Source organism: Reichenbachiella versicolor (genome assembly GCF_003171675.1).
Taxonomy (GTDB): domain Bacteria; phylum Bacteroidota; class Bacteroidia; order Cytophagales; family Cyclobacteriaceae; genus Reichenbachiella; species Reichenbachiella versicolor.
Window position 1 is genome coordinate 209,855 of the sequence record NZ_QFZQ01000001.1, and the last position, 24,902, is coordinate 234,756.

23 protein-coding genes are annotated in these 24,902 nt (G+C 35.7%); 10 read left to right on the forward strand and 13 right to left on the reverse strand.

The genetic code is table 11. The features are described 5' to 3' along the window. The first annotated feature begins 120 nt into the window (after window positions 1-120). The 3 genes from DKG80_RS00945 (at window position 121) to DKG80_RS00955 (ending at window position 4,163) form a co-directional block, all read left to right on the forward strand. Window positions 121-1,005: an AraC family transcriptional regulator gene (locus tag DKG80_RS00945; protein WP_162555607.1), complete on the forward strand. Its 885-nt coding sequence runs from the start codon at window positions 121-123 to the stop codon at window positions 1,003-1,005. 189 nt (window positions 1,006-1,194) lie between these two features. Continuing rightward, entirely contained in the window at window positions 1,195-2,709 is a 1,515-nt protein-coding gene (locus tag DKG80_RS00950) for an alpha-L-fucosidase (protein WP_109829409.1), read from the forward strand. Window positions 2,710-2,855: 146 nt separating this feature from the next. After that, window positions 2,856-4,163, forward strand: a complete 1,308-nt coding sequence (locus DKG80_RS00955) for a dihydrolipoamide acetyltransferase family protein (protein WP_109829410.1) — start codon at window positions 2,856-2,858, stop codon at window positions 4,161-4,163. 32 nt (window positions 4,164-4,195) lie between these two features. On the opposite strand, the gene DKG80_RS00960 is transcribed toward DKG80_RS00955, so the two are convergent. The 4 genes from DKG80_RS00960 to DKG80_RS00975 all read right to left on the reverse strand — a co-directional run bounded on the left by DKG80_RS00960 (window position 4,196) and on the right by DKG80_RS00975 (window position 9,659). Further along, a complete protein-coding gene (locus DKG80_RS00960; protein ID WP_162555608.1) occupies window positions 4,196-4,954 on the reverse strand; it encodes a carboxypeptidase-like regulatory domain-containing protein in 759 nt (252 codons plus the stop codon). Window positions 4,955-5,066: 112 nt separating this feature from the next. Next, a complete protein-coding gene (locus DKG80_RS21480) occupies window positions 5,067-6,950 on the reverse strand; it encodes an Ig-like domain-containing protein (protein WP_109829412.1) in 1,884 nt (627 codons plus the stop codon). Window positions 6,951-7,132: 182 nt separating this feature from the next. After that, window positions 7,133-9,055 carry an AAA domain-containing protein gene (locus DKG80_RS00970; protein ID WP_109830179.1) on the reverse strand — a complete coding sequence of 641 codons (1,923 nt, stop codon included), beginning with the start codon at window positions 9,053-9,055 and terminating at the stop codon, window positions 7,133-7,135. A gap of 73 nt (window positions 9,056-9,128) precedes the next feature. Further along, window positions 9,129-9,659 carry a hypothetical protein gene (locus DKG80_RS00975; RefSeq protein ID WP_109829413.1) on the reverse strand — a complete coding sequence of 177 codons (531 nt, stop codon included), beginning with the start codon at window positions 9,657-9,659 and terminating at the stop codon, window positions 9,129-9,131. A gap of 98 nt (window positions 9,660-9,757) precedes the next feature. On the opposite strand from DKG80_RS00975, the gene DKG80_RS00980 reads away from it, so the two are divergent. Continuing rightward, window positions 9,758-10,144: a hypothetical protein gene (locus DKG80_RS00980; RefSeq protein WP_109829414.1), complete on the forward strand. Its 387-nt coding sequence runs from the start codon at window positions 9,758-9,760 to the stop codon at window positions 10,142-10,144. Here DKG80_RS00980 and DKG80_RS00985 read toward each other — a convergent pair. After that, a complete protein-coding gene (locus DKG80_RS00985; protein WP_109829415.1) occupies window positions 10,141-10,479 on the reverse strand; it encodes a single-stranded DNA-binding protein in 339 nt (112 codons plus the stop codon). The two genes, DKG80_RS00980 and DKG80_RS00985, sit on opposite strands and share 4 nt — an antisense overlap. Before the next feature lie 158 nt (window positions 10,480-10,637). On the opposite strand from DKG80_RS00985, the gene DKG80_RS00990 reads away from it, so the two are divergent. Continuing rightward, window positions 10,638-11,000: a hypothetical protein gene (locus DKG80_RS00990; protein WP_109829416.1), complete on the forward strand. Its 363-nt coding sequence runs from the start codon at window positions 10,638-10,640 to the stop codon at window positions 10,998-11,000. Here DKG80_RS00990 and DKG80_RS00995 read toward each other — a convergent pair. Then, window positions 10,997-11,791 carry an MBL fold metallo-hydrolase gene (locus DKG80_RS00995; protein WP_109829417.1) on the reverse strand — a complete coding sequence of 265 codons (795 nt, stop codon included), beginning with the start codon at window positions 11,789-11,791 and terminating at the stop codon, window positions 10,997-10,999. The two genes, DKG80_RS00990 and DKG80_RS00995, sit on opposite strands and share 4 nt — an antisense overlap. A 98-nt stretch (window positions 11,792-11,889) precedes the next feature. On the opposite strand from DKG80_RS00995, the gene DKG80_RS01000 reads away from it, so the two are divergent. Together DKG80_RS01000 and DKG80_RS01005 are read left to right on the forward strand one after the other, a co-directional pair. Further along, the gene (locus DKG80_RS01000) at window positions 11,890-12,222 is read left to right on the forward strand and encodes a hypothetical protein (RefSeq protein WP_109829418.1); all 333 of its coding nucleotides are present in this window, start codon (window positions 11,890-11,892) and stop codon (window positions 12,220-12,222) included. Window positions 12,223-12,402: 180 nt separating this feature from the next. After that, window positions 12,403-12,933, forward strand: coding sequence for a ferritin (locus DKG80_RS01005; RefSeq protein WP_109829419.1), 531 nt, complete (start codon window positions 12,403-12,405; stop codon window positions 12,931-12,933). A gap of 86 nt (window positions 12,934-13,019) precedes the next feature. On the opposite strand, the gene DKG80_RS01010 is transcribed toward DKG80_RS01005, so the two are convergent. After that, window positions 13,020-15,047 (reverse strand): thioredoxin domain-containing protein, encoded by a 2,028-nt coding sequence (locus DKG80_RS01010; RefSeq protein ID WP_109829420.1) that lies wholly within the window; start codon window positions 15,045-15,047, stop codon window positions 13,020-13,022. 206 nt (window positions 15,048-15,253) lie between these two features. Beyond that, window positions 15,254-16,537, reverse strand: coding sequence for a tyrosine--tRNA ligase (gene tyrS / locus DKG80_RS01015; RefSeq protein ID WP_221409047.1), 1,284 nt, complete (start codon window positions 16,535-16,537; stop codon window positions 15,254-15,256). 211 nt (window positions 16,538-16,748) lie between these two features. On the opposite strand from tyrS, the gene DKG80_RS01020 reads away from it, so the two are divergent. After that, window positions 16,749-17,915, forward strand: a complete 1,167-nt coding sequence (locus DKG80_RS01020; RefSeq protein WP_221409028.1) for a tetratricopeptide repeat protein — start codon at window positions 16,749-16,751, stop codon at window positions 17,913-17,915. Between the two features lie 22 nt (window positions 17,916-17,937). Beyond that, a complete protein-coding gene (locus DKG80_RS01025; RefSeq protein WP_109829423.1) occupies window positions 17,938-18,882 on the forward strand; it encodes an aldose 1-epimerase in 945 nt (314 codons plus the stop codon). Here the strand turns inward: DKG80_RS01025 and DKG80_RS01030 are convergent. The 3 genes from DKG80_RS01030 to DKG80_RS01040 all read right to left on the reverse strand — a co-directional run bounded on the left by DKG80_RS01030 (window position 18,872) and on the right by DKG80_RS01040 (window position 21,070). Next, window positions 18,872-19,534 carry a DUF4159 domain-containing protein gene (locus DKG80_RS01030; RefSeq protein ID WP_109829424.1) on the reverse strand — a complete coding sequence of 221 codons (663 nt, stop codon included), beginning with the start codon at window positions 19,532-19,534 and terminating at the stop codon, window positions 18,872-18,874. The genes DKG80_RS01025 and DKG80_RS01030 overlap by 11 nt on opposite strands. After that, window positions 19,531-20,391 carry a DUF6089 family protein gene (locus DKG80_RS01035; RefSeq protein ID WP_109829425.1) on the reverse strand — a complete coding sequence of 287 codons (861 nt, stop codon included), beginning with the start codon at window positions 20,389-20,391 and terminating at the stop codon, window positions 19,531-19,533. Before DKG80_RS01035 ends, DKG80_RS01030 begins: the two co-directional genes overlap by 4 nt. Window positions 20,392-20,461: 70 nt before the next feature. Beyond that, window positions 20,462-21,070: a class I SAM-dependent methyltransferase gene (locus DKG80_RS01040; RefSeq protein ID WP_109829426.1), complete on the reverse strand. Its 609-nt coding sequence runs from the start codon at window positions 21,068-21,070 to the stop codon at window positions 20,462-20,464. A 43-nt stretch (window positions 21,071-21,113) separates the two neighbouring features. Here DKG80_RS01040 and DKG80_RS01045 point away from each other — a divergent pair, with 43 nt between their 5' ends. Next, entirely contained in the window at window positions 21,114-23,693 is a 2,580-nt protein-coding gene (locus DKG80_RS01045; RefSeq protein ID WP_109829427.1) for a WG repeat-containing protein, read from the forward strand. A gap of 170 nt (window positions 23,694-23,863) precedes the next feature. On the opposite strand, the gene tpx is transcribed toward DKG80_RS01045, so the two are convergent. Beyond that, a complete protein-coding gene (gene tpx, locus DKG80_RS01050) occupies window positions 23,864-24,361 on the reverse strand; it encodes a thiol peroxidase (protein ID WP_109829428.1) in 498 nt (165 codons plus the stop codon). Window positions 24,362-24,404: 43 nt separating this feature from the next. Further along, window positions 24,405-24,875, reverse strand: a complete 471-nt coding sequence (locus DKG80_RS01055) for an SRPBCC family protein (protein WP_109829429.1) — start codon at window positions 24,873-24,875, stop codon at window positions 24,405-24,407. Window positions 24,876-24,902: the final 27 nt, after the last annotated feature.

Sequence of the window (24,902 nt, forward strand, 5' to 3'; positions counted from 1 at the left end):
ACCTGACTAAGAGATCATTCTTATAAGACAAAGGAGAATAACTTCCTGAATGAAATCTTGAAGAATACTATTAAGATGTAGCACTATTCTATCGAAAATGGTCATTATGTTGGCTTGAAATTGAATATATTAGTAGAGATGAGACCCGATTATGAGAAAATATTAGAGAAGCCAGAGCGATCTTTTATTGCTAAAACTGTCATTCGAGAGAAGAGGCCTACGCTAAGTGATGCATGGCACTATCATCCCGAAATAGAAATTTGCTATACCGAAAAAAGTCGAGGAGGAAAGCTGTTTGTAGGAAACCAAGTCAGGCACTATGAAGAGTCTGATATCGTGATGCTTGGAAGTAATTTACCTCATGGCTTTGTTACCAGTTATCCTTGTCGACAAGTTGTTTTGCAGATGAATTCGGATTTTTTAGGAAGTGAGTTCATTGAAAAACCTGAGTTAAAATCTATTAAGCAGCTATTTCATAGTGCCAACAGAGGTTTGTTTTTTAATGGCCGCACTAGAAACCGTGCCGTGAAAAAAATTAAAGATGTCATACAGTCGGTTGGTTTTGGTCAGTTGGTAAATCTACTCGAGTTACTAAATATGCTAGCCAATTCTCCAGATGCTACTAGTATTTGTACTAAGGAGTATATATTGGATGACAATGAATCCAGTTTCGATAGAATGAAAGTCGTTTATGATCACATAATGAACAACTTCAAAGAGGAAGTTGTAATTAGAGAAGTGTCTGAAAAGTTGAGCTTGAGTGAACCGGCTTTTTTTGCATTCATTAAAAAACATACAAAGAAGACTTTTACACAGCTAATCAACGAGTATAGGGTAAATCATGCCTGTAAGCTGCTAATGTCCAATGACATGACTATTTCACAAATTGCCTTTGATAGTGGGTTTAATAGTCTTTCTTATTTTAATAGAAAGTTTAAACAGGTAATGAATCAAACCCCTCATGATTTTAGAGAGGCTCATTTGGGAATTGTTGAAGGGGAGTAATATTCAGCTTTTATTGAATTTTTAGTGTATTTCAACATTAAGAAAGTACTAGGATAGTTATACAGGATAGAACTAGTCTTCGGTGATTATTGGACAATAACAGGGGTATTTCCTAATTTGATGTGTAGGAGTTGTTAAATGAAATCTAAGCTGTCATATTGCTTTTGAATTCAAAATACCATAACTAAAATGAAATCACTTTACACTCTCTTGACTTTTACCACTCTTTTAGTCTTTTCGTGTCAAGAATCTAAAGAATCTATCGAAAAGCAAATTACAAGCACTATCAAATACGAGCCAAATTGGGAATCACTGGCGCACCATGATAATACACCAGAATGGTTTCAAGATGCTAAGTTGGGTATTTACTTTCACTGGGGAGTTTATACTGTTCCTGCTTTTGGAAGCGAGTGGTATCCTTATCATATGTACAGAGAAGGTTCAGATATGTGGGATTATCATCAGAAAACATATGGTGATCAATCTGAGTTTGGCTATCATCATTTTATTCCAGACTTTAAAGCTGAGAACTTTGATGCCAAGGAATGGGTAGAATTATTCAAGAAATCAGGAGCCAAATTTGCCGGACCTGTAGCCCAACATCATGATGGTTTTGCGATGTGGGATAGTAAAGTAAACCCTTGGAATGCTAAGGCTATGGGACCAAAAAGAGATATCACCGGAGAACTTGCTAAGGAGATAAGAGCGAATGATATGAAACTAATTACGACTTTTCATCATGCTCGGAATCTTCAACGATATAAAGGTGAAAAGCCCGGTTTTGCTTCTCATTTTATATACAACAAAGAATGGCATACTTCATCAAAAGATCCTGATCTTAAGAAATTCTATGGTAATGTAGATCCTAAATGGTTTGAACAATACTGGTATGATCAGATTGATGAAGTTGTCAAAAACTATGATCCAGATATCATATGGTTTGATTCATGGTTAAATTTTATGCCCGGGCATTTGCGTCAAAAGATGGTGGCTAATTTCTTTAACAACGAACTAGAAAACAATCAGGAAGTAGTTATTGCTTACAAGCAAAATGACTTACCAAGTGATGTAGGAGTTTTGGATATCGAACAAGGAGGACGTAGAGATGTCTCTGAGCAAACTTGGATGACTGATATCACTATCAGTATGGAGTCATGGTGTTATGTGGAAGGTCAGACATACAAACCTACTTCTATGGTGGTTCGAAACTTGATAGATGTTGTTAGTAAAAATGGGGTAGTTCTACTTAATCTTTCTCCAAAATCTGATGGGACAATTCCTGAGGAACAAAAAAGTGTTTTACTTGAAATGGGACAATGGTTTGAGAAACATGGAGAAGCTGTATTCGATACAAGGCCTTGGATCATGTTTGGTTTTGGAAATGCTCAAGCTGGTCAAGGAAGTCATGGAGGTCAATCAGCTACAGTCGAGTATTCTGCTTCTGATATTCGATTCACTCAGTCCAAGGATGGTAGAACACTTTACATGTTCTTTTTGGGAGTACCGGCGGAAGGATGGTCGGATAATTTTAGATTGATGGCAGATCAACGATATTTCCCAGAAGGGACAATTAAAAAAGTATCTTTAATGAATACTGGTGAGGAGCTTGACTATGAACTGGATGGTTGGGGTTTCAGAGTGAAACAGCCTGCTACGACTAGTATGGATTCTTTAGCGAATGTGGTGAAGATTGAGTTCGAATAAATGATTAATACTCAACTTAGAGTTTTGATACTATTTATTCAATCCCATTTTGATATTCTTTTAACTTTGGGGCTCGATTGAGCGAGACAAGTGATATCAGCTTGATTTGAATTTGAACATTAAATTTCCGCAATAGCGGTTTAGATATGACAGTAGTAGAGATGGTATTGCCCCAGATGGGCGAGAGCGTGATGGAAGCCACAATTTTGACATGGACAAAAAAAGTAGGTGATTCTGTAAATGAAGATGAACCATTACTAGAAGTGGCTACTGACAAAGTTGATACTGAAGTACCGTCCCTTTATACTGGTACAGTAAAAGAGCTTCTTGTGAACGAAGGGGAAGTGGTTCAAATTGGTAACCCTGTCGCGTTAATAGAAATTGATGGCGAATTACCTGTATCGAAAAAAGAGGAACCAGATGCTGCTAAAGACATTATGGAATCAGTAGCACAAGCGACAGATACTGTAGCTCTAGCTGATATGTCTGAGAGAAAGAATTTAATGAAATCTGAAGTTGGCAAATTCTACTCTCCATTAGTTCTAAACATTGCGAAAGCCGAAGGAGTTTCTATAGAAGAATTGGATGCACTTGACGGTACAGGAAAGGACGGTCGTGTTACCAAAAGAGATGTTATTGCCTTAGTACGGAGTAAAAAGAACAGAGATACTTCCTATCAAGTATCGGTAGGAGAGCCTAAAGGGGCATCAATTCCAGAACCGCAGCAAGTCAACGTTTTTGATGGCAATGACGAGATAATAGAAATGGATCGCATGCGCAAAATGATTGCTGACCGTATGCTGGATTCTGTAAAGACTTCTCCACATGTGACCTCTTTTGTAGAAGCTGATGTTACGGATTTAGTAGCTTGGAGAGGTTCAATGAAAAGAAAGTTGATGGATGAAGAAGGTCAAGCATTAACGTTTACACCTATTTTCTTAGAAGCCATTGCTAAAGCAATTCGTGACTACCCGATGATTAATGTTCAAGTAGATGGTGATAAGATTATTCGCAAAGGAGATATTAATATAGGAATGGCAGTTGCTCTTCCAAATGGTAATCTAATCGTTCCAGTTATTCATAAAACAGATCAGCTATCGCTCCGAGAATTAACAAGAAAGGTAAATGATCTAGCACGTAGAGCTAGAAAAAATAAGCTTACAGCTGATGACTTAGCTGATGGAACTTATACAGTGTCTAATATTGGAGGTTTTGGTAATGTGATGGGTACACCTATTTTAGTTCAGCCACAAGTTGGTATTTTAGCGCTAGGAGCGATCACTAAGAAAGCGGCAGTAATTGAAACTCCAGCTGGAGATGCCATTGCAATTAGACATAAAATGTTCATGTCTCACTCTTATGACCATAGAGTAGTTGATGGAGCATTAGGAGGTATGTTCGTCAAGAGAGTTGCTGATTATCTAGAGAAGTTTGATTTAGAAAGAGATATCTAGTTTATTGATACTGTAGATGTCGAAATTTGAGATTAGTACTTTTCGACATCTAGTTGGTTATAGTATTTGTCAATCTTTTTGGGAATATCAATGTATAGTTGATAGTTAGCTCCAGTAGCTGCTGCATCTTCTACAGAGTACCCCATATAGAATAGGAAATCCACCATACGGTATTCATCAAAGCCCATCTTTAGTAAGTCTAATGCTTCGTAAAAGTTGTAATAGGCCTTCATATAAGTTTGGCGCTCTTTAATTTGTTCTTGAGATTCTTTATGGTGGCGCTTTCTTTGTTTGTATTCTTTGCTGGTAAGTCGATAGATGGCTGTTGCTGGATGAAAAATTGATCCTGCTACACCTAATCGGTAATTCGGTTCGTAAGGTTTTTCTGGATAACGTACTCCAGGAATATTGTCAACATTTTTTTGAGGTAATGTCAAGACCGTTTCTGAAGCTTCACGATCTCCTTCAACTTGTACCTCATTCAGTTTTTTCGTTCTTTGTCTGAGCATCAAAATGATAGATTGATTGGAAGAGGTGTCAGATATTACTATAAACTTTTCTTCGTAACTAATATGCCTGAGATAAACTGTGTCTTTATGATTGACATTGATAAGAAAGTTGCCATCAATATCTGAAGTGGAAGAACCACCCTTGGAGGTATATACATGCACAGCGTTTATATTTTCTAAAGACTCAATATCAGCTATGTTGCCTTTTAAGGTAATCTTTTGAGCAATAAGCATCAACGGAGAGGACAGAATAGTAAAGATGACTATGCAGCGTAGATTCATTGTAAAAGCAAAATATTGCTGTTAAGGTAATGAATAATTACCTATGAAAGTTGTCTGCCTTTTATGACTTATATAAACGAATTTAAAGTAGTTATGAGTATTAAAATAAATGCTACTTTGTTGACAATGTAGGGGTTACAACTGTAATGTTAACTAATCCAATAGTGCATAGAGATGGTTCTCCAGAATCACAAACTTCATATTCGAATGAGTCAATTCCTTCAAATCCTAAATCTGCAGTGTAGTAATAATTTCCGTCAGTATCTACAGTTAATTCTCCACTTTCAGGAGGTGAAGGAATAAATATTTCAGGGTTAATATTATCTCCATCTATGTCATACACATAGTCCAATAAATTTCCCATTAGAACTCCATTGGATTCTAGGTATTGGGTCTTTGCTATAGGTTTATCGTTGATAGGTAATATTGGCACTTCTAAATTGTAAATATTCGAATAATCTAGTCCATCAAAAATTTGAATTTGTATTGTCAAATCACCGTTGAAATTAGCAGCAGGAATTACAGTTTTACCCAAGGAGGCATAATTGTTTCCAACTAATATTTTTATTTCAAAATCATCTGGAAATGTATTGTCAGAATCCATTATCAGAATTTTTTCGACTTCTAGGTCAAATTTTTTATCCTCATCAGATTCAAATGGAACATGTCCTAATATCATGGGGATATCGTTATTCTTGGTGATATTTACTAAACTGATGTCGTCAGGATCTATGCTGTCATAATGAGAGTCTGTCGATTTTAGGGGATCAATTATAATTTGATAAACAACATTTCTATCAGACACTTCATCATCGACGCCTGTAACAGTAAATACATGATCTTTATTCCAATCTTCTGGTTTTACAATTAATAGTTTAGGTGATACGGTTCCTTCAGATTCATCGTTTGATTTTAGCTTGACTCGTACTTCATGTGACGGCTTACTGGTTAATCTAAAAGTAAAGTTCTCTATTTTCCCGTTTTCACTAGTACTTCCTGTGGAAGGGGAAATTATAACATCAGCCAAGTCATCATCAATATTTAGAACTTTTACAGTTTTTATAGGTACATTTTGGTAATTAGCAGCACTTAGATTTTTATTCACAGATATAGAAACATCAAAGAATTGATCTCCATCTATGATATGGTCATCGATACCTATCATTGTGATACTTTGTGGGATATTCCAGTTTTCTGTAGTGAATGTCAATGAACTGATATCTGTTAAAGATTCATCAGAAGATGGATTAACAATATCTACAACTACATCAGATTCTGGTTTGGTTGAAAGTTCAACTTCAAAAGAATCTGTCATATTCTGTTCATTGACTATTGTAACATTGTCAGTCTCACGTACTACTAATTCACCTTGCTCAAATAGGTTTAAAAGTTTATATAATTGATTCTCTGAATAACCTTGTCGTTGATTTAGTTGGGAAAGCGTATTGGGAGAAATGTTATCGTTGTTTTTGAATTTACCAGATACCGAACCTCCAACATATAATGAGCCATTTCCTTCTTGACTGAATACTCCTTGTGTTCCACCGAATGTCATATTATCACGGATAACTATAATTCCTTCATTTTTGATAGAAATTTTATTCGTAGAGGACCAAGACCCAAGAATTACCAGACGCCCACCTTCCTTCACTATTATGTCAACTGAATTGTTTTCGAAGTATAAATCTCCTTCTATGACTAACAAACCTTCTTTTTCAATTTTTAATTCGTAGTCTGAGTTTACATTACTACCGAACATTAAACGCCCTCCAGCAGAGGAAATATCAGATTGTAATACTGTTATGTACCCGTATATAGTGATATTTTTCCCTTTCACATTTTTAATGCTTGGAGCCATATTTTCTATCCACGATTTATTTGAAGACCAAGAGATACTAGAGTCAGACAATATGCTATTTACTTTCTGTGCATAGGAAGAGAAAGAAAGTAAAAAAAACAGTAGGAACTGAATAAGTAATAGCAAGCCCGTTCTCATAAGAGTTAAGTTGGTTGTGTGATTGGAACAGGTGGGGAATAAATACTACAACTTTTCTTATTAAAGTTGTTTATTTAAAAATACACTGTTTGTGTTCATTTGACAATACTCTTTAGGAGAATGTGATTAGCTAATTTACGTTAAGTGCCAATATGTTAAAATGTCAATATTATTTCTTAATACTATTCCATAAGTTCAAAGGCGCTTCTATATGATTCTATCTCATTTACATAATCTAGAAACTGATCATAGAAGTTGTTTTGACCTATGGTAGCACTATCACCGATTACGACCAACTTCTTTCTTGCTCTTGTCATAGCTACGTTCATTCTTCTAACATCTGATAAGAAACCAATCTCTCCGTTTTCATTGGATCGAACAAGACTGATATATATAATGTCTCTTTCTTGACCTTGAAATGAATCAACAGTGTTTACATTGATCTTTTTTTGCCATATTTCGTCCAGTCCAGCGTCTATTATACTCTCAGATAATAAATTGGTCTGGGCTTTATAGGGAGAAATGATACCAATATTAGATATTTCATCTTGTTTACTCATTGAATCGATTTGCCCTATATATCCAGTTAAGTGACGAATAAGCAAAGCTGACTCTTCAGAGTTGAATGAACTTCGAGTTTCTCTATCTACGTCCTCAAAATATCCACATCCTGCTGTGTCTATGAATTCAACGATCATATCTCCTTCGAAAATGTTCCAAGACTTTACATATTCATTGGCCACCAGTTCATTTTTGTAGAATATTCTGCTTGAGAAGTTCATTATTTTCTCATTCATTCGATACTGTTCGCGAAGCATGATATCCACGTTGTTGTTTTTGATAGCTCGTTCAAATAATGTGACTTCAAGACCTTGTTTAGCAGCTTCGAATGACTTTATAGTAGGAGGTAGCTGACAGTGATCACCAGCCATAATGACTCTTTGAGTTTTGAGAATAGGAATCCAACATGAAGGCTCCATAGCTTGTCCAGCTTCATCAATAAAAACAGTTTGGAAATTCATCCCTTTGATTAGCGAATTATTAGCTCCTACAAGAGTACATGCGATTATTTGAGATTTAGCTATGACATCATTAGCAATATAGAATTCAAGTTGTTTAGCATCATCACGAAGTTTGTGAGCTTCAGCTTTTATGGCTCTTCGTTGGGCTCTTTCATTATGACCAAAACTTCGTTTATACTTTGCTGCCATCGAAAAATACTCTTCCGCTCGTTTACGAAGGTCTTTAAGGTTTTTATAGTCTTTGTGATTTGCAATTTTAGCGTCCATCGTTTTACTGAGCATGTCTTCTGTAACTCTTGCGGGATGACCGATTCGTAGGACACTAATCCCTTGATTACCTAGTTTTTCTGAAAGTAAGTCTACCGCAGCGTTACTAGGAGCGCATACCATTACTTGTTTTTCAACTTTCAAAGTCTCCATGATAGCTTGAACCATAGTAGTCGTTTTGCCAGTACCAGGAGGCCCATGTACTATGGCTAGATCCATAGCATTTTGAATATTTTCTAGTGCATCATTTTGACTATAATTCATTCCAAGGTCTCGAACATACTGCCCTTTAGAAAACTCAGCGGTATTATCTCCAAGAATGATTCGTTTAAGTCTATTCAGCTGATCGTCTTTGGTTTTGAGTAGAGACTGAAGAGTCTTCTCCATTTCACGATATGCATTCTCATCAAATAGTAGCTGAATACCTAATTTACCATGATGCGTCCATTGAGGAATTTCATCCGCATTCAATGTGATGATCATCTCACTTTTGGTCACGTTGTTTACTACTCCATTGACACTTTCATTACCATCACTATCACCAGTACTGCTAAAGAAACTAATAAGCTTTCCAGATTGAAAAAGGTGAGCATCAGTATGTTCAGCAGGACGCGATACTTTTATGATGAGTCTTTCTCCAGCATCAAAATGGGATTTAATCATTTGGACTGGGTACCAACAAACGCCTTGTTTGCGACGCTCTTTCAGCGATGTACTCATCATTTTTTGGCGGTACTGTTTGAGGTCTTCTTCTTTTTCTTTAGCTAATAAGATTAGTTGCTTTTTAAGATGATCTTGAATACCGCTTTGATTCATATTTTTTCTTGCGAAGATACGTTTGATGATTTTATTGTAATCTAAATAGATGTCAATAACACTTGATGATTCTTTATTTTTTAACCATAGGGAAAGGGTCAAAAGGGTTTCTTACAGCATAGCTCAAAAGTTTTTTGGTCATCATGAATTGGAATCCTAGGTATGGGAAATCTGTCTTGAGGATGGAATAATATGACCCTTTCATTTTGGACTTCAGCATACCGAAACTAAGGTCTATTTTATGTGCTTTTCGAATAGATTCGGCTAGAGAATTATCAGACGGAGTAATTTTATGATGGTGCTCGATCATTATTTCTACTACTTTTTCACTTTGTAGTCCGTTTTGTCTCATGTAGGATTTCGCTAAGTCAATACTCGGAGATATATAATTCATTGAGTGATGTGTCCAGATTCCTAGTTTGTGAAATGTGCATGCGATAGCGAATAGCTCTTCTTCTTTATCCTTAATTTCATGATTGTAGTAAATTAGAGAAAGGTGATATATCCGATAGACATGATTACGATAAGCATTATAGTCTTTACTTAATGCCTTGGAATAAAACTGAAGAATGCCTTCTATTCTAGATATTGATTTATTAGCCATATTGAACGAAAAAGGCGATTTTTTTTATAAATATTGTTCTTGTAATGTAATTATGCTAGTTTGAAAAATAGTATCTGTAGATATAAAATATTCAAACAATGGCGATTGAAAACTTACAAGTAGGGGGAAGAAATATTCTTTATGCCAATTTTGAAGGAATGAAAAGTGAAGACGAGTTGCTAGCTCAAGCTGCTTATACTGTTCAGACTTTGAAGGTGGCAGAGGGATGCAGGTTCTTTCTTGCTAATTTTAAAGAGGCATCAGTCAATGCAAAGTTCATGGCACATATCAAAAAGGATGCAAAAACTCTTTTAACTAGGTATCCAATAGTCACTGCTATTATAGGAATAGATGGGCTTAAACAGATATTGGTGCAAGGCTATATTCGATTTACAGGTAGTAAGCTCAAAATATTCAAGACCAAAGAAGAGGCGCTGCAATATCTAGCTACAGCGCCTGAGGCCATAGAAGTAATTAACAATTAGCTTTCATTTTTACTGAGGTTAATCATTTCGTTCAGAGAAATTTCCGTTACAAATTTGGTTTGACCATCTTGTTCGTATTTGCGGTTGGTTAATTTACCCTGGATCGCCACTTCATTTCCTTTCTTGAGATGCTTTATTACAAGTTCAGCCACACTATTCCAAGCGACTATATTGTGCCAAGTGGTTTCTGTTACTTTTTCACCGTTTTTATTGGTATAATATTCATTGGTGGCTAGAGAGAATGACGTTAGTTTTTTACCTGACTCAAAAGTTCGAAGTTCAGGATCATTTCCTAGTCTGCCAATGAGTTGTACGTTGTTTCTAAGATTTTTCATGATTATGTTTTTAGACAGTTTTTATAATGTTCATTCAATGTGATAATTGATATGGCAAAACTGATTAGGCGCTAAACGATAATCGGTTCATAAATATTTAAAATCGTTTGTAGTCGTTTGTTGTTGTTTTTAGTCTTGTAGGACAGTAGTTTAACAACATGAATCAAATACAAAGAAAATGTCCTGAATGCGAAAGACCGGTATTCGGAAGGGCAGATAAGAAGTTTTGCTCTGACTCCTGTCGCAATGCTTATAATAATAAGGAGTCTGCTCAGATAACAAATAAGATGCGAAATGTAAATAATTCGCTACGCAAGAACTGGAAGGTGTTGTCGACTTTAAATAAAACAGGTAAGACTAAAATTCAAAGACAGAAACTATTGGAAAATGGGTTCGATTTTAAGTTGATTACTAGTGTTTATCAAACTAAGGCTGGTCATACCTATCGGTATTGTTATGATCAAGGATATTTAGAGCTAGAAGGAGATTATATCCTTCTAGTCCAAAATCAAGATTTTTAAAAAGTGACTTTTTGTCCAGGAGACCTAAATACAGTAGCCTGAGGGAATAGTGCTTCTATTTTTTTTAAGGATTCAGGGCTTCCTTGAGTAGGGTAGTGGACACCTATATACTTTTTAGCTCCTACGTAGTCTTTTAATAATTCAGCCCCATAATGGTTAGTTAGATACCAGAACGGAACAATAGCGATGTCTACGTCTTCATAATTAATACGCATATTTCTAAATTGATCAAGCTCCATTTGAGTATCTCCAAGGTGTAGAACCTTTTTATCGCCAAGTTGTACTAAGTGTATAAGGTTTTGAACCTTATAGTTCCTTTTACCTCCATGTATAAGGTAAGCTGATTTAACACCAATACCCTCAACTGTCGTTGATCTCCATCCTTTTTTCCAAGGATACGTAGTGATACGTCCAGCAACTTCTTCAGAAATACTTGCTTGACTTTTCAAAGAATCAACAACTTGAACTGTAGCGATCATCTTAGCTGATTTATTGGCCATCATATAGTCTGAAGTGATCAATGGATCGAAGTTGTCATTATGAGCTTGAGTAAATAGGACTAGTTTGACTCCGTTAAAAGGAGCCTGACTATTGATGATTTTTTGAGTTACTTCAGGTGTTGGCGCATCAAAAGTGAGGTTTTCCTGACCAAATAAAGCATCTATTAATACTTTAGATCCTTTGTTTTCAATCAATACACCTTCACTGGCTATATAAGTCACGGATTGGCAATGAGCTACCAGAGTAAGTACTGAAAAAAGAGCTACTAGAGATAATTTTAGGTAATTCATGTGGTAAAAATATTATAATTCTAAAATACGGGGGAATTGGGTTAAGGTATTTGCTGATTTATTTGTATCAAGTCTAAATAAAATATTAATTTCGCATTATGCATTTAGTTCACAACACAAACAACGCAAAAATTTGGCAATCTGATATTGAAAACTGCTTCTATTTTGATTTCAAAGGACAGCAGTATAAGCTCAATGTTTGCGGTTTTATTGCTTTGAAGACTAAACTCATCAATATTGACATTGAAGAAATGATTATATCTGATGAACTAGGTGCTGATATTGCTATTGTTCCTTTGTGTAACGATGAAAGACTTTTGGTATTAACAATTGATGAAATTCTGGAGTTAAGAGAGCTTTTTCCAGGTGCAATGGTTATGTTGGAGTTAAACTCTATACTACATTCTAGGGTCTATTCTTCGACCCTTTAATACTACTCCCTTCCTTCTTATGTAATTTGGATTAATTCTTTTCAGTTAGTATAAAGCTCAAATTAGCTGATTTTAATCATCTTTTTTACTTAGACTGTTTCCAAATCAGGTTTTAATGCAACCTGAAGTGTATTTATTGGTTTCATTTGTATAATTCCAATCAACAATAAGATAGGTAACATGAAGGATCTAATGAGACAAAGAGTAGGGGTGCAAGAGAATATTATGTCCCTTCTCAATAAGCAAATAAAAATGGAGGCACAGGCTTCTGCTACTTATTTAGCAATGGCAGCATGGTGCGAGCAGAATAGTTTTGATAATAGTGCGGCGTTTTTCTATGCACAGAGTAATGAAGAACGTGATCACATGCTTAAAATATTTCACTATGTAAGTGAAGTAGGAGGTGTTGCAGTATCTCCAGAAATCTCAGCTCCAAAATCAGAATATGGATCTTTGAGAGAAGTATTCGAGACTACTCTGGAACATGAGATAGCTGTGACAGAATCTATTCATCAAATTGTAGGAGCTTGTCGTAAAGCGAATGATTATGCTGCGGAAAACTTTTTACAGTGGTTTGTCAAGGAACAAGTTGAAGAAGAATTAACCGTGAAAAGAATTTTAGACTATTTCGAGATGTTGGGAGAAGAGCCAATGGCACTTCTTATGATTGACGAAAGAGTAGCTAAAGTATCGGCGAATGGCGCTTATTAAAATAATTGATTAAAATATTATAGTAATTGCCCCTGATTTCTTTGATGTCAGGGGCAATTTTTTTATTTCTATTCAAATATTATTGATCACTTTCTGATTTGTTTTAAAGCTACCTCTACCTTTTCTGTTGGCATTTGACATGATTTGTTTTCACACACAAATATCATTGTTGTTTCCGCCAATAGTTTGCCTTTGAGTAGTTCTAGCGAGCTTTCTTTTTTTCCCCCCATCAATACTTTATTAGGAATAAATGGTTTAGAAAGTTCTTTCTTCTTTTCTTCAAAGGCTTTTCCCATAATAGCCACTTCAGCAAAAGGTTTTCCTATCAATAAATAGAGTCTTGCCCAATTACTATAATAGTTCGGATAGGCTCTAATATTTTGTAAAGAGTTGGCGACCATTTGTTTGGCTATAACAACTTTAGGTTCATCATAAAAAATCGTACCGATCAGGAAATTTGCTTCAGCGATTGCTGAATTAGAAGCTGGTATGACATTGTCACTGAGCTCCATTTTACGACTAATTAATTTTTGATCAATGTCAGATGTGTAATGATACATAGATGATGCTTCGTCAAAAAAATGTTGATGAACGTAATCGAGCATTTTCTTAGCATTGAATAACCATTCTTCATCGAAGGTGATTTGATATAAACTGATAAAACCAAGAATAGTAAAAGCATAATCATCTAAGAAGGCATTAATGCTTGATTTACCGTTTTTATAATTTCTCCAGAGTCGTCCATCTTTATTAAGTTGGTTCTTTCGGATAAAGTTACCCGTTTGAATGGCTTGTAATTTGTAGTTTTCGTCTAAAAAAGCTTCATAAGCATCAGTAAGCCCGATAAGCATTAGTCCATTCCAAGAGGTAAGTACTTTATCGTCTAGTCCAGGTCTGATTCTATTTGATCGGTGATCAATCAGTTTAGATTTAGCTGAAATAAGAATGCTAGATAATTGATCGGTTGACATTTTTTCACTCTTAGCTAATGTTTCTATATCAGTGGATCTGACTAATATATTGTGACCTTCGAAATTTCCACTTTTAGTGATCCCGTAGTATTTCTTGATGACTAAAGCTTCTTCTTCAGACAGTAACTCATCTATCTCTTTTTTACTCCACACGTAGAATTTTCCTTCTTCTCCGTCGCTATCAGCATCTAATGAAGAGTAAAAACCTCCCGATTCATCCAACAACTCTCGTTGACAGAAAGAAATTGTTTCTCTGACAGTTTGTTCATATTTATAATCACCAAATGCTTGGAATGCATGGCTATATAGACTTATCAATTGCCCGTTGTCGTACAGCATTTTTTCAAAGTGCGGTACTATCCATTGATCATCAGTAGAGTATCTCGCAAAACCTCCACCAAGATGGTCATAGATGCCTCCGTCAGCCATGCGATCCAGGGTTGTTTTTAGAGCTTTTTGTGTTTTACTATCTTCATAAAAATAGTTACTGGTTAATAGAAGTTCTTGAACCGATGGCATTGGGAACTTAGGAGAACCTTTTCTACCACCATATTGAAGGTCGATAGATTCTATGGCAGTTTGAGCGATTACTTTTAGCTCTTTATCTGAAAACTCTAATGTTGAACTGCTTAGACTCGGTACTTCCATTTGCTGTAAGCCTCTCATTATTCCTTCAGCTTGTTCTTCCACTTTCTGTGGGTCTTTTTCTCGAATGTCTGCAAAATAATCCAGTATTTTCTTCCAGTCTTCTTTTGGGAAATAGGTGCCTGCGAAGATTGGTCTCCCATCAGGCAGAGAGATTACATTTAGCGGCCAACCACCTCTGCCAGTCATAAGCTGTGCTGCGTCCATGTATATTTGATCGATGTCTGGTCGTTCTTCTCGATCAATTTTGATGGATACATAGCTATTATTCATTTTTTTGGCTACCAGTGTGTCTTCAAAGGACTCGTGTTCCATTACATGGCACCAGTGACAGGCTGCATAACCTATACTTATGATTATAAGCTTATCTTCTTTTTTAGCTTGTTTTAAAGCTTTGTCTCCCCAAGGTTTCCAGTCCACTGGATTATGAGCATGTTGAAGTAAATACGGACTAGATTCGTTGATTAGTGAATTTGTATATTGGTTTTTCTTATCCATTTTTTGAGAGCAGGAGAAAAAGAAAATGTGTATTAATGCAATGCTTAACGAGATGGGTTTGAGCATGTTTTTGAATTTAGAAATACCGTCTTTCAAATAGAGTTTTAGATAATCTAACAAGTATAAACAAAAACGTCCACGAGCTTAATACTTACTCGTGGACGTTCATTTGAATATCTGTTATTGAAAGTCTATTTAACCTTTGATTATTCAACAGTGATTAAAAAGTAGTTTTTCTTTCCTTTCTGAGCTAGAATGAACTTGTTATTTAAAAGCTTTACGTTGACAGCATCTTCAGCAGAACCGACTTTAGCTTTGTTGATACTTACACCGCCACCTTTAATCATTCTTCTAGCTTCTCCTTTGGAAGGGAAAACTATACCGTTCGTTACTTCAGAAAGAAGATCAGTTACATTTCCAGCTGCTTCTAGTGCAGCTTTAGTAATTGTGGTTTGAGGAACTCCTTCAAATACAGATAATAAGGTAGCTTCATCGATTGATTCTAAATCTTCAGCGGTCGATTTTCCAAATAGAATGTTAGAAGCTTTGACAGCCATATCATAATCTTCTTCAGAGTGAACTCTTACAGTAATATCTTTTGCTAGAGTTTGCTGAAGTTTTCTCAGATGAGGGGCTTCTTTGTGCTCCTTAATTATAGAGTCAATTTCTTCTTTAGCGAATAGTGTAAATATCTTTATATAGTTCTCTGCGTCTTCATCAGAAGCATTTAACCAGTACTGGTAGAATTTATATGGAGAAGTTCTTTCTCTATCTAGCCACACATTTCCCCCTTCAGTCTTACCGAATTTGGTTCCATCTGCTTTTTTGATCAGTGGAGTAGTGATCGCCCAAGCTTCACCATCACCTTTTCTCCTGATTAATTCAGTACCAGTAACAATGTTTCCCCATTGATCTGATCCGCCTAATTGGACTTTACAGTTTTTATTTTGGTTCAACCAGTAAAAGTCATAGCCTTGTACTAACTGATAACTAAATTCTGTAAAAGACATTCCTGTTTCTAGTCTTGTCTTAACAGAGTCTTTGGCCATCATATAATTAATAGAAATATGCTTACCGACATCTCTAATAAAATCTAGGAAATTAAAGTTTTTGAACCAGTCAAAATTATTAACTACTTCTGCCGAGTTTTCTCCACAGTCAAAGTCTAAGAATTGCTCTAATTGCTTTTTGACCCCAGCAAGATTCTTTTGAAGTATGTCCTCTGATAAAAGGTTCCTTTCTTGAGACTTTCCAGAAGGATCGCCCACCATACCCGTAGCTCCACCGACCAAAGCAACGGGCTTGTGTCCAGATCGTTGCAGATGTACTAAAGTCATGATTTGAACAAGGCTACCAATATGAAGCGAGTCGGCTGTAGGGTCAAAACCGATATAAGCTGCAGTCACTTCTTTGTTCATTTGCTCTTGCACACCTGGCATCATATCGTGGATCATGCCTCTCCATCTCAATTCCTCAACGAAGTCTTTTATCATTATTCCAATATCTTGTTTTACTATTAGAGGTGGATGAACCTCACCAAAATAAGACGCAAATATGTTTGATAGTCTTTATTTTATGGTCGTAAAAGTTATATTTTATGTATCATTAAGTAACGTTTATTTTTGTCAAACGAAACTTTCACCAGCGAGTCAATTTATCTTGGAATCTGTACCAATGCCTAAGTGTGCTCAAATATCGTTCTTGTTGTTTTTTTTAACTGCGAATATCGCATTATCGCAGCCAGCTGAAAAATTATATCAACAAGGAAATCAGGCTGTTTTATTGGGAGAATACTCTAAAGCATTGGCGTTTTATGCTAAAGCGAATGCGTTAGATGATACTAATTGTAGTTATCTATTCGGTATGGGGCAGACTAAAGAGTTTTTGAATGATGATCTTTTAGCTCTCGAAGATTACAATGCGGCTTTAAGGATCAATCCACATTATGTGATTGCTCAGTACAAAAGAGCCTTAATATATTTTCGTAGAGGTAACTATAAGCAATCAATAAATGATTTAACCTATTTGATTAATTCAACTAAGGTCTTCGAGTTTGAAGAATTGGTATTTAGAGGGATTCAATATAAAGGTTATGAAATCGAGAATGCAAGAGTTATAAGTTTGAATGAGCTACTAGCTGATATGTACGATCATCGAGCTAAATGTTATAGTAAATTAGGGTTCAGAACGCCAGCTCTCCTTGACTATAATAAAGCCATAGAGTTTAATGACAACGATGCTAACTATTATGTGAATAGAGCCCAATTTGAACTTGACTCGGGGTTTGAAGCTTGGGCTGAGCTTGATTTAAGAAAAGCTATAGCTATTAATCCCTCTCATAAACCAGCATTAAAAAGCCTCAAGGTATTAGTTACTAAACAAGAGCGGACAGAAATAGATTCACGCTTGTACGGAGAGGGAAATAATGCAACTGCATATTCAGAAAAGGCGAATGATTTTACACAGAAAGGAGAATTTCAAAGTGCATTATTTTATTTTGATTCCGCATTAAATATTAGACCTGATAACGCTAAGGATCTGATGAATCGTGGAGTAGTGAAGCTTAAGCTGGGAGAACCGATTGAAGCTATCAAAGACTTTAAGAAATCCGTATTTTATGATAACTCATTGACTAAAAATTTTATTCTAGCAGGGAATTCGTATCAATTTATTGGAAACTATCAGTATGCAATTGAGTTCTATAAAAAATATTTGGACAATGTAGGACCTGACGCAGGAGTATATTATAATCTTGGATTAGCTTACATGAAATTTCAAAACAACGATGAAGCATGCCAAACATTCAAGAAGGCAATTAAGCTTGGAGATAAACGAGCCGAAAAGCCAATGAATGATGTGTGCTTTTAGTGTATAAGACTCACAATCCCACATGTTTAAAGTAGAAAAAGTAGCCTATGGTAGATTCAATGCACATAGGTTGGTAGACACGTCAAACGGGCGTTTTTTAGAAGTGCTTTCAGATTTCGGAGCCGGAATTAATGATTTAGGAATCACCAATAGTGATGGTAATACTGTTTCTGTTTTATCTGGTTATAGATCAGAAGATGACATTCGATTATTACATCATACTAAGTTCGCAGGATCTAAGTTGTCGCCCATCCCAAATAGAACAGTAGATGGACAGTTTCAGTTTAATGGTCAGGATTATCAGTTTTCAGTTAATGAATTTGGAAATCGAAATCAATTACATGGCCTTTTACATAATGTCAAATTTGAGGAGCAGAAAGTAGTAGAAAGTGACGAAAAAGCATTGCTAGAGCTGAAACATGGGTATTTGGGAACTGCTCAAGGCTTTCCATTTTCTTATACCGTATCAATCATATATACTTTAAATGTATCAGGTGTTGAGATTAAAACTGTTATCGACAATACGGGGTCAATAGACATGCCAATAGGAGATGGTTGGCATCCATATTTTAAATTTGAAAACCTTAACGAAGTGGAATTGCACATGGGAGCTGCAGAACGTGTAAGTTCTTTGGTAAACAATCCTCTAAAGCCAGTTCACGGTTTTGAAAATGCTTCCTTAATTGGGGAGTTAGCACTTGATGATTGCTTTAAGGTGAGTGAATCAAATGATAAATTCAATGTCCGATTGAAGGATGCTAGAAGAGGATTGGAATTTAGTCTTTGGCAGACCATCGGTGAAGGACAATACAAATACTGTCAGATCTATACTCCTCCATCTAGAAAAGAGATAGCAATAGAACCGGTTTCATGTCCCCCAAACGCACTGAATACGAAAGACAGTATAGTGGTACTGTCAGTTGGTCAATCCAATGAGTTGTCAATAGGGATAAATTTCAATAGCTAGCAAAAGCGTAAGAGATAATATTGGCTCCCATTTGTAGAGCTTTCAATCTGGTGCCCTCGGAATTGTCATGGATGATTTGATCCTCCCAACCATTGCCGAGGTCACTTTCATATGAGTAGAAACATACCAAACGTCCTTCGTATATCAATCCAAACCCTTGAGCAGGCTTTCCATCATGCTCATGAACCTTTGGAAGCCCTTTAGGAAATTTGAATTTGGCATGGTAGATATCATGATCAAAGGGTAACTCTATAAACTCTAATTCAGGGAAAACCTTTTTCATTTCTAGCCTTATGAAAGGATCCAAACCGTAGTTGTCATCGATATGTAGAAATCCACCACCAATTAAATAGTTTCTAAGGTTTTCTGCTTCGTCCATAGAAAAAACCACATTGCCATGTCCTGTTAAATAAACGTAAGGGTATAAGAATAAATCAGGAGCACCAATTTCTACTATTTCATCATCTTCTGAGATTTGAGTTTTTAATTGCTGATTACAGAATTTTGCAAGGTTCGGAAGTGCTGTTTTATTAGCATACCAATCACCACCACCTTTATATTTAACTTTTGCGATCTTGAGATAATGGGTCTGAGCATTTGACGCGCTGAAAGACAACCAAAAAACTATGCAAAGTATAAATCTGAGTGTCATTTACCTATAATTTTTTCTTTACGACCTTTTTTACTCTGGAATAGGTCTCCAGGTAAGTAAATCTCAATATTGAAATTGACTAACAAGTACCCGTCTGTTTTACCATTTCCACGAGAAGCTCCTGGAGACATTATACTTAATGCTTCTTGGTTGATGACAGGTATTTGATCAGATCGGTTTGATAAAAAGCCTTCAACAGTTCCTGTTTCATAATTTGTAGAATAGTTGTCAGCTACATCGTCTAGATGCTTAGTAAAGGTAAATCGATAACCAAAATCTATTCCAAGATTCATGAATTCATTGAGCGTCATTTTTACTCCCAGACCAGTAGGGAGGACTATAGTTGATTTTCCATAGGTATTTCCTTCTGTTTCGATTTCGCGTAGATCATACCATGTACCATTGTATTTAGCTTTGGGGTTGTAAAACGTTTGACCTACTCCTAAATACACATAAGGTTCATATGTTTTTCGTTTATAATACTTTCCGCCGTATTTGAATAAGTAATAGACCCCTTGGATAGACCATTCATGGTTTTTGGATTGGAAAGATAGATTTCGTTGTCTATTGTATGTAGAGTCTTTGGCATTGCTATCCGAACCTTCGATTCGGTAATAGGTGTATTGAACCCTTGCAGACAGGTGATAAAACAATCTGGCTTCTATACCAAAGTTGAAGTTAGACAAACCATTGCTCATAGGGTGATTATTGGTCAAGTCACCAAAGTAACCAGAGAACCCTGTTCCAGCATAGGTTGAAAAGTAGCGGTCACGTAGCTGCCAACCCATAAAACTTTGGGCGTGAGCTGTCCACAACCCAAACACTAAAACAATTAAAAGAGTGATTTTTCTAATCATAGGTAATTGTCGATTGGGTAAAATTAAGAGAATACTTCAAAAGCAGTCTCAATTCTGATAATCAATCTGATCAGCTTTTTTGAATAATAAGTGTAGTCATCGATCTCATTCCATCCACCCATACACTTTTTAAAGGCTCAACAAGCTGAAAATTATAGTCCATAAGAATTTTATCTACGATTCGTTGAGTCAGTAGAAATCGAATACTTCCATCTTCCAAGTTCGCAATTCCATTGTCTCCCCAGTTTATATCTGATAACCCAAAAACTCCAGTCATTCTAATAAATAGCTGTCCATTGTCAGAAATAGCCTTGTTAAGTTGGTTGAACATGTCCCAAAAGTGCTTTTCAGATTCAGCAAAATGAAGAACAGCATTGCAAATGATGTAGTCGAATTTTATGTCAACTTGGAGATTAGTTAGGTCTCCCAATGTGAAGTTTGATTTCGGAATAGAGGGGAATTTTGTCCCAAGAATAAAATGTAACATTCGAATAGCATCCTCATTGATATCGACTCCGTGTATATCGTATCCGTTGTTGAGGAAATAAAAAATATTTCTGCCTTCACCACATCCAGCATCTAAGATTTTAGCGTCAGTTGGTATTTTAGCCTTTAAAATTTGATCTAAAAGATATAAGTCAATATTGCCTAGTTCGTTATTTAGTTGCTGTACGTTCATTTTGCTAAATTAGCCGCCTTTGAATTAGACCAAAAAATTGTATTTGCGAATTTCTATAATCTTTCTTTTACTCTTACCGAGTGCAGTAATTGGCCAAAAATCCAGACAGGCAATCAAATTGCTTGAATCTCAGGAGTACGAAAAACTCATTGAGTTGCAAGAGAAGTCTGTACTAAAAGATAGTCTGAATCCAGCCACATTTTATGTGTATGCTAGAATTTATACTTCTCAAGAGTATGATGCCTATGATATTGGGATGGCTCATGAATATATTATTAAGTCAATTGATTACTTGTCAGAAGCTACAGAGGATCATTTAAAGGAACTGGAACGATCAGAAATATCTAAAGAAGATATTCTTGAACTAAAGCACAATATTGATGAGTTAGCATATAAAGAGGTGGTTCAAGCTGAGAGTATTGAAGCTTGTGAGTTGTATATATATGATTATGCAGATAGTAAATGGTTGTCTGGGGCTATTGAATTACGAAACCGATTAGCTTTTAAAGAAGCTTCTAGACAGAATACATGGAAAGCGTATCAAACCTTTATGAACACCTATCCAGATTCAAATGAGTATAATGAAGCTGAGAAAAGGTTTAATGATTTAGTCTATCAAGAAAAAGTTGGTGATGGAGGTCTTAAAGAATGGAAGAAGTTTATAAAAGAGTATCCGAAGAGTCCATATAGATTAAAAGTTGAGAGTAAAGTCTTTGAGTTTAATTTGGCACGAGTTGATTTTTCAGGGTTAGAGAGCTTTTTAGAAATAGCTCAGAGTGATGAACTAAAGAGAAATGCTATAGATGTATTATATAGTTGGAATAAACTCAATAAAGGCATTCGAAAGAAGTATACGAATAGGGTGTGGCGTGATTCAATACAAGTAGTTGAAGCCCTATCTGAAGAAACGATTGTTCCTGTTCTCGATGAGGATAAATTTAGATTTGTCACAGCTAATACAGACCCTTTGAATGGAGTCACTTTTACTAACGTTGCTCCCGAATATTTATGTGGGAGAATTGATAAGAATCTACTTTTAGTAGAAAATGATAGTGCTAAAATTGTTGTTAATAGGGCTGGGCAGCAAGTAATCTCAGGTAACTATGAATCAATAGAAGAAAGTGCAGATGGTGTTGTACTTTTTGAGATGAATTCAGGATTTGGAGCTTTTCACGTATCAGGGATAGATCTAGTAGAACCAAAGTATGAAGATCTGAAATGGTCAGGTTGTAAGTATTTTATAGCTGAATCGGAAGAAGGAGTGGGATTGTTGGACTATATGGGAGGGGAGATATTGCCTCCGAAATATGATGATATTGATACACTTGGTGTGTTTTGGGTACTAACTATTGGGGATAGTTTGTATCTGACGAACGAATCTTCTCTATCTAAATTTGATCCCATTGCTAATTTGCCTTTTGAGGAATTTGAACAGTTATCTGATGAGTATGTTATTGCATATACGGAAGACAGTGAATTGATTATCAATCAAAATTTAGAAATAGTTACTCCAGAAAATACGAATAGAATAAATACACGGTATGAAACTTGGGTGTTTGAGCAAGATTCTAGTTTTCTTCTTTTTGATCCAAAGTCCAACCAATTAAATCCAACTCGATTTCATGATGTCCAGCAAAATGCAGAATGGATAGGTACAAATAGGTTTGGCAAATGGAGTGTCAAGCCAAAAAATATTGATAGTGAAGAATTGCTAGCAATAGATTCATTAAAGCTAATTGGTCACAATATAGCAATGGTTTTCAGAGATGAACAAGGAGTAGCTATTTTTCCAAATAAGGAAACTGTTGAGTTCAAAGACGGAGAGAAGTTAATTGGATTGACTAATTCAGAAAGTTCAGAAAAACACTTTCTGGTCATTGATCGTGATGGCAAGAGGTATCTGTATAGAGATGGAGTTAAACTCTTTGCAACTAGTGCAAAAAAGCTGTCTTATGTAACTGATGAGTTCTTTTCTATGTATGAAAATGGCAAGTATGGGATGGTTAATGAAAAGGGAGTGCCTATTCTCAGGACCAAGTACGATGCTGTAGGAACAGCTGAAGATGGGTTGGTGTCAGTTATTTATCGTGGTAAGTTTGGGTGCTTTGATTTAAACAGTCTTGTATTGATTAGTTTGGATTTTGATGAAATGCCTAAACCATATGCAAATGATTTGATAGTGGTCAGGCAAGATGGTTTATATGGTATATGGGATAGGGCTAAAAATGTAGTTCTAGAACCAGAATTTGAACAGTTACAGTATTGGACAGATACTACAGCCTTAGTGAATGAAGGAGGGTTTTGGGGTATTTTGGATATTAAGAATAACAGGTATTTATTAGAAGAGGTTATATCTTTCGAGAAGGTAGAAGGTGCTCATCCATCTATCTTATACCGGACAGAGACAGGTTATGGAGTTTATGATCAAGTCAATGGTGTAATTGTGCTGCCTGTCTACTCAGATGTATTGAACTTAGGTAGTGCAAAAGTTCCGATCTATTTTGCAGAAAAGGCATTTAGTGAGGCTGGATACAATATCGTCGTTTATTATAATGAGAAAGGTGAGAAACTTAAGCGCGCTGCTTACACAGAAGAACAGTTTGATAGGTTAATCTGTGACTGACTAAATTTAAGCTTCAACTTTTTAGCTTGTAGTATTGTAATAGCTGCCTAAGCTGAATCAGGAGCCTATTCTACCATCAAGTTAGTGTTCTTTTTTCATCCGATTAAAATGTTGAAATACTTATCCCAACATTTTAATCAATGAAAAATCTGTATGCTATAAAAACACTTTTATTTGAGTGATTCTAGAGCTTTGTCATAATCAGGTTCATCTACTGTTTCAGATACTTGCTCCGTGTATATTACTTTTTTGTCTTCATCCAGCACTACTATTGATCTTGAATCTAATCCTTCCAGTGGGCCATCTACTATTCTAAGACCATAAGTTTTTCCAAAAGTACCATCAACATAGTCTGAAAGCATGACTACGTTTTCTATTCCTTCAGCTCCACAGAATCTACTTTGAGCAAATGGAAGGTCTTTCGAGATACACAGTACAGTTGTGTTTTCAACAGAGGAAGCTACTTCATTGAATTTACGAACAGATGTAGCACAAGTACTAGTATCGACACTAGGGAAAATGTTTAATACGAGCTTACCTGAAAAGTCGGATAATTTAGCTCTACTTAGATCTCCTTTGACCATTTCGAATTCTGGAGCTGTAGATCCTACTTCTGGTAATTCTCCAATAGTATTAATCTCGTTTCCTTTAAGGGTTATTTTAGCCATGATTTAAATTTATTTTTTAGTAAATATACAATTTGCTCCTAGCTCATACTCCGTGGTTGAGAGAAGGTTTAGTTTTTGACCTTATTTGATGAGGCTTTCCTATTCCAGTTTCTAGATATTGTTTTAAACTATTTAAAAAGAATTGCCATCCTTTTGAGCATATGTGATAGCAATCAAGCTCTTCTGCTAGGCCTATGTGTGAGAGCTGAATCGTTGTAGAGTTTGAATTCTCAATCAGTAACCACTTAATAGCCGTGTTGTTCCATTCATCAGTTTTATCAGAACTGAAAATATGGTGAGATTCAGTTACTTTCCAAGTTATTTGTTCTGGTGGTTGAAAGTTGACTTCCTTAATAGTCCAAAAAGATCCATTTGAAAATTTTACTCTGAATGTCCTTTCATCTATTTGTTCCAAGTCTTCAGTCCACCATTCGTAGATTTTCTTTCTTATAGCATGAAAAGCTTTTTCAATAGGAATAGAAATATGAATCTTAGTATGGAATGACTGGTTCATCGCAGTAAGCTAGTTGTTGAAAGTATA

What these genes read in the sequence shown, in the direction of transcription:
- DKG80_RS00950 (WP_109829409.1), top strand. Translation starts at nt 1,195, where the DNA reads ATGAAATCACTTTACACTCTCTTGACTTTTACCACTCTTTTAGTCTTT.
- DKG80_RS00955 (WP_109829410.1), top strand. Translation starts at nt 2,856, where the DNA reads ATGACAGTAGTAGAGATGGTATTGCCCCAGATGGGCGAGAGCGTGATG.
- DKG80_RS00960 (WP_162555608.1), bottom strand. Translation starts at nt 4,954, where the DNA reads ATGAATCTACGCTGCATAGTCATCTTTACTATTCTGTCCTCTCCGTTG.
- DKG80_RS21480 (WP_109829412.1), bottom strand. Translation starts at nt 6,950, where the DNA reads ATGAGAACGGGCTTGCTATTACTTATTCAGTTCCTACTGTTTTTTTTA.
- DKG80_RS00970 (WP_109830179.1), bottom strand. Translation starts at nt 9,055, where the DNA reads ATGAATCAAAGCGGTATTCAAGATCATCTTAAAAAGCAACTAATCTTA.
- DKG80_RS00975 (WP_109829413.1), bottom strand. Translation starts at nt 9,659, where the DNA reads ATGGCTAATAAATCAATATCTAGAATAGAAGGCATTCTTCAGTTTTAT.
- DKG80_RS00980 (WP_109829414.1), top strand. Translation starts at nt 9,758, where the DNA reads ATGGCGATTGAAAACTTACAAGTAGGGGGAAGAAATATTCTTTATGCC.
- DKG80_RS00985 (WP_109829415.1), bottom strand. Translation starts at nt 10,479, where the DNA reads ATGAAAAATCTTAGAAACAACGTACAACTCATTGGCAGACTAGGAAAT.
- DKG80_RS00990 (WP_109829416.1), top strand. Translation starts at nt 10,638, where the DNA reads ATGAATCAAATACAAAGAAAATGTCCTGAATGCGAAAGACCGGTATTC.
- DKG80_RS00995 (WP_109829417.1), bottom strand. Translation starts at nt 11,791, where the DNA reads ATGAATTACCTAAAATTATCTCTAGTAGCTCTTTTTTCAGTACTTACT.
- DKG80_RS01000 (WP_109829418.1), top strand. Translation starts at nt 11,890, where the DNA reads ATGCATTTAGTTCACAACACAAACAACGCAAAAATTTGGCAATCTGAT.
- DKG80_RS01005 (WP_109829419.1), top strand. Translation starts at nt 12,403, where the DNA reads ATGAAGGATCTAATGAGACAAAGAGTAGGGGTGCAAGAGAATATTATG.
- DKG80_RS01010 (WP_109829420.1), bottom strand. Translation starts at nt 15,047, where the DNA reads ATGGATAAGAAAAACCAATATACAAATTCACTAATCAACGAATCTAGT.
- DKG80_RS01025 (WP_109829423.1), top strand. Translation starts at nt 17,938, where the DNA reads ATGTTTAAAGTAGAAAAAGTAGCCTATGGTAGATTCAATGCACATAGG.
- DKG80_RS01030 (WP_109829424.1), bottom strand. Translation starts at nt 19,534, where the DNA reads ATGACACTCAGATTTATACTTTGCATAGTTTTTTGGTTGTCTTTCAGC.
- DKG80_RS01035 (WP_109829425.1), bottom strand. Translation starts at nt 20,391, where the DNA reads ATGATTAGAAAAATCACTCTTTTAATTGTTTTAGTGTTTGGGTTGTGG.
- DKG80_RS01040 (WP_109829426.1), bottom strand. Translation starts at nt 21,070, where the DNA reads ATGAACGTACAGCAACTAAATAACGAACTAGGCAATATTGACTTATAT.
- tpx (WP_109829428.1), bottom strand. Translation starts at nt 24,361, where the DNA reads ATGGCTAAAATAACCCTTAAAGGAAACGAGATTAATACTATTGGAGAA.
- DKG80_RS01055 (WP_109829429.1), bottom strand. Translation starts at nt 24,875, where the DNA reads ATGAACCAGTCATTCCATACTAAGATTCATATTTCTATTCCTATTGAA.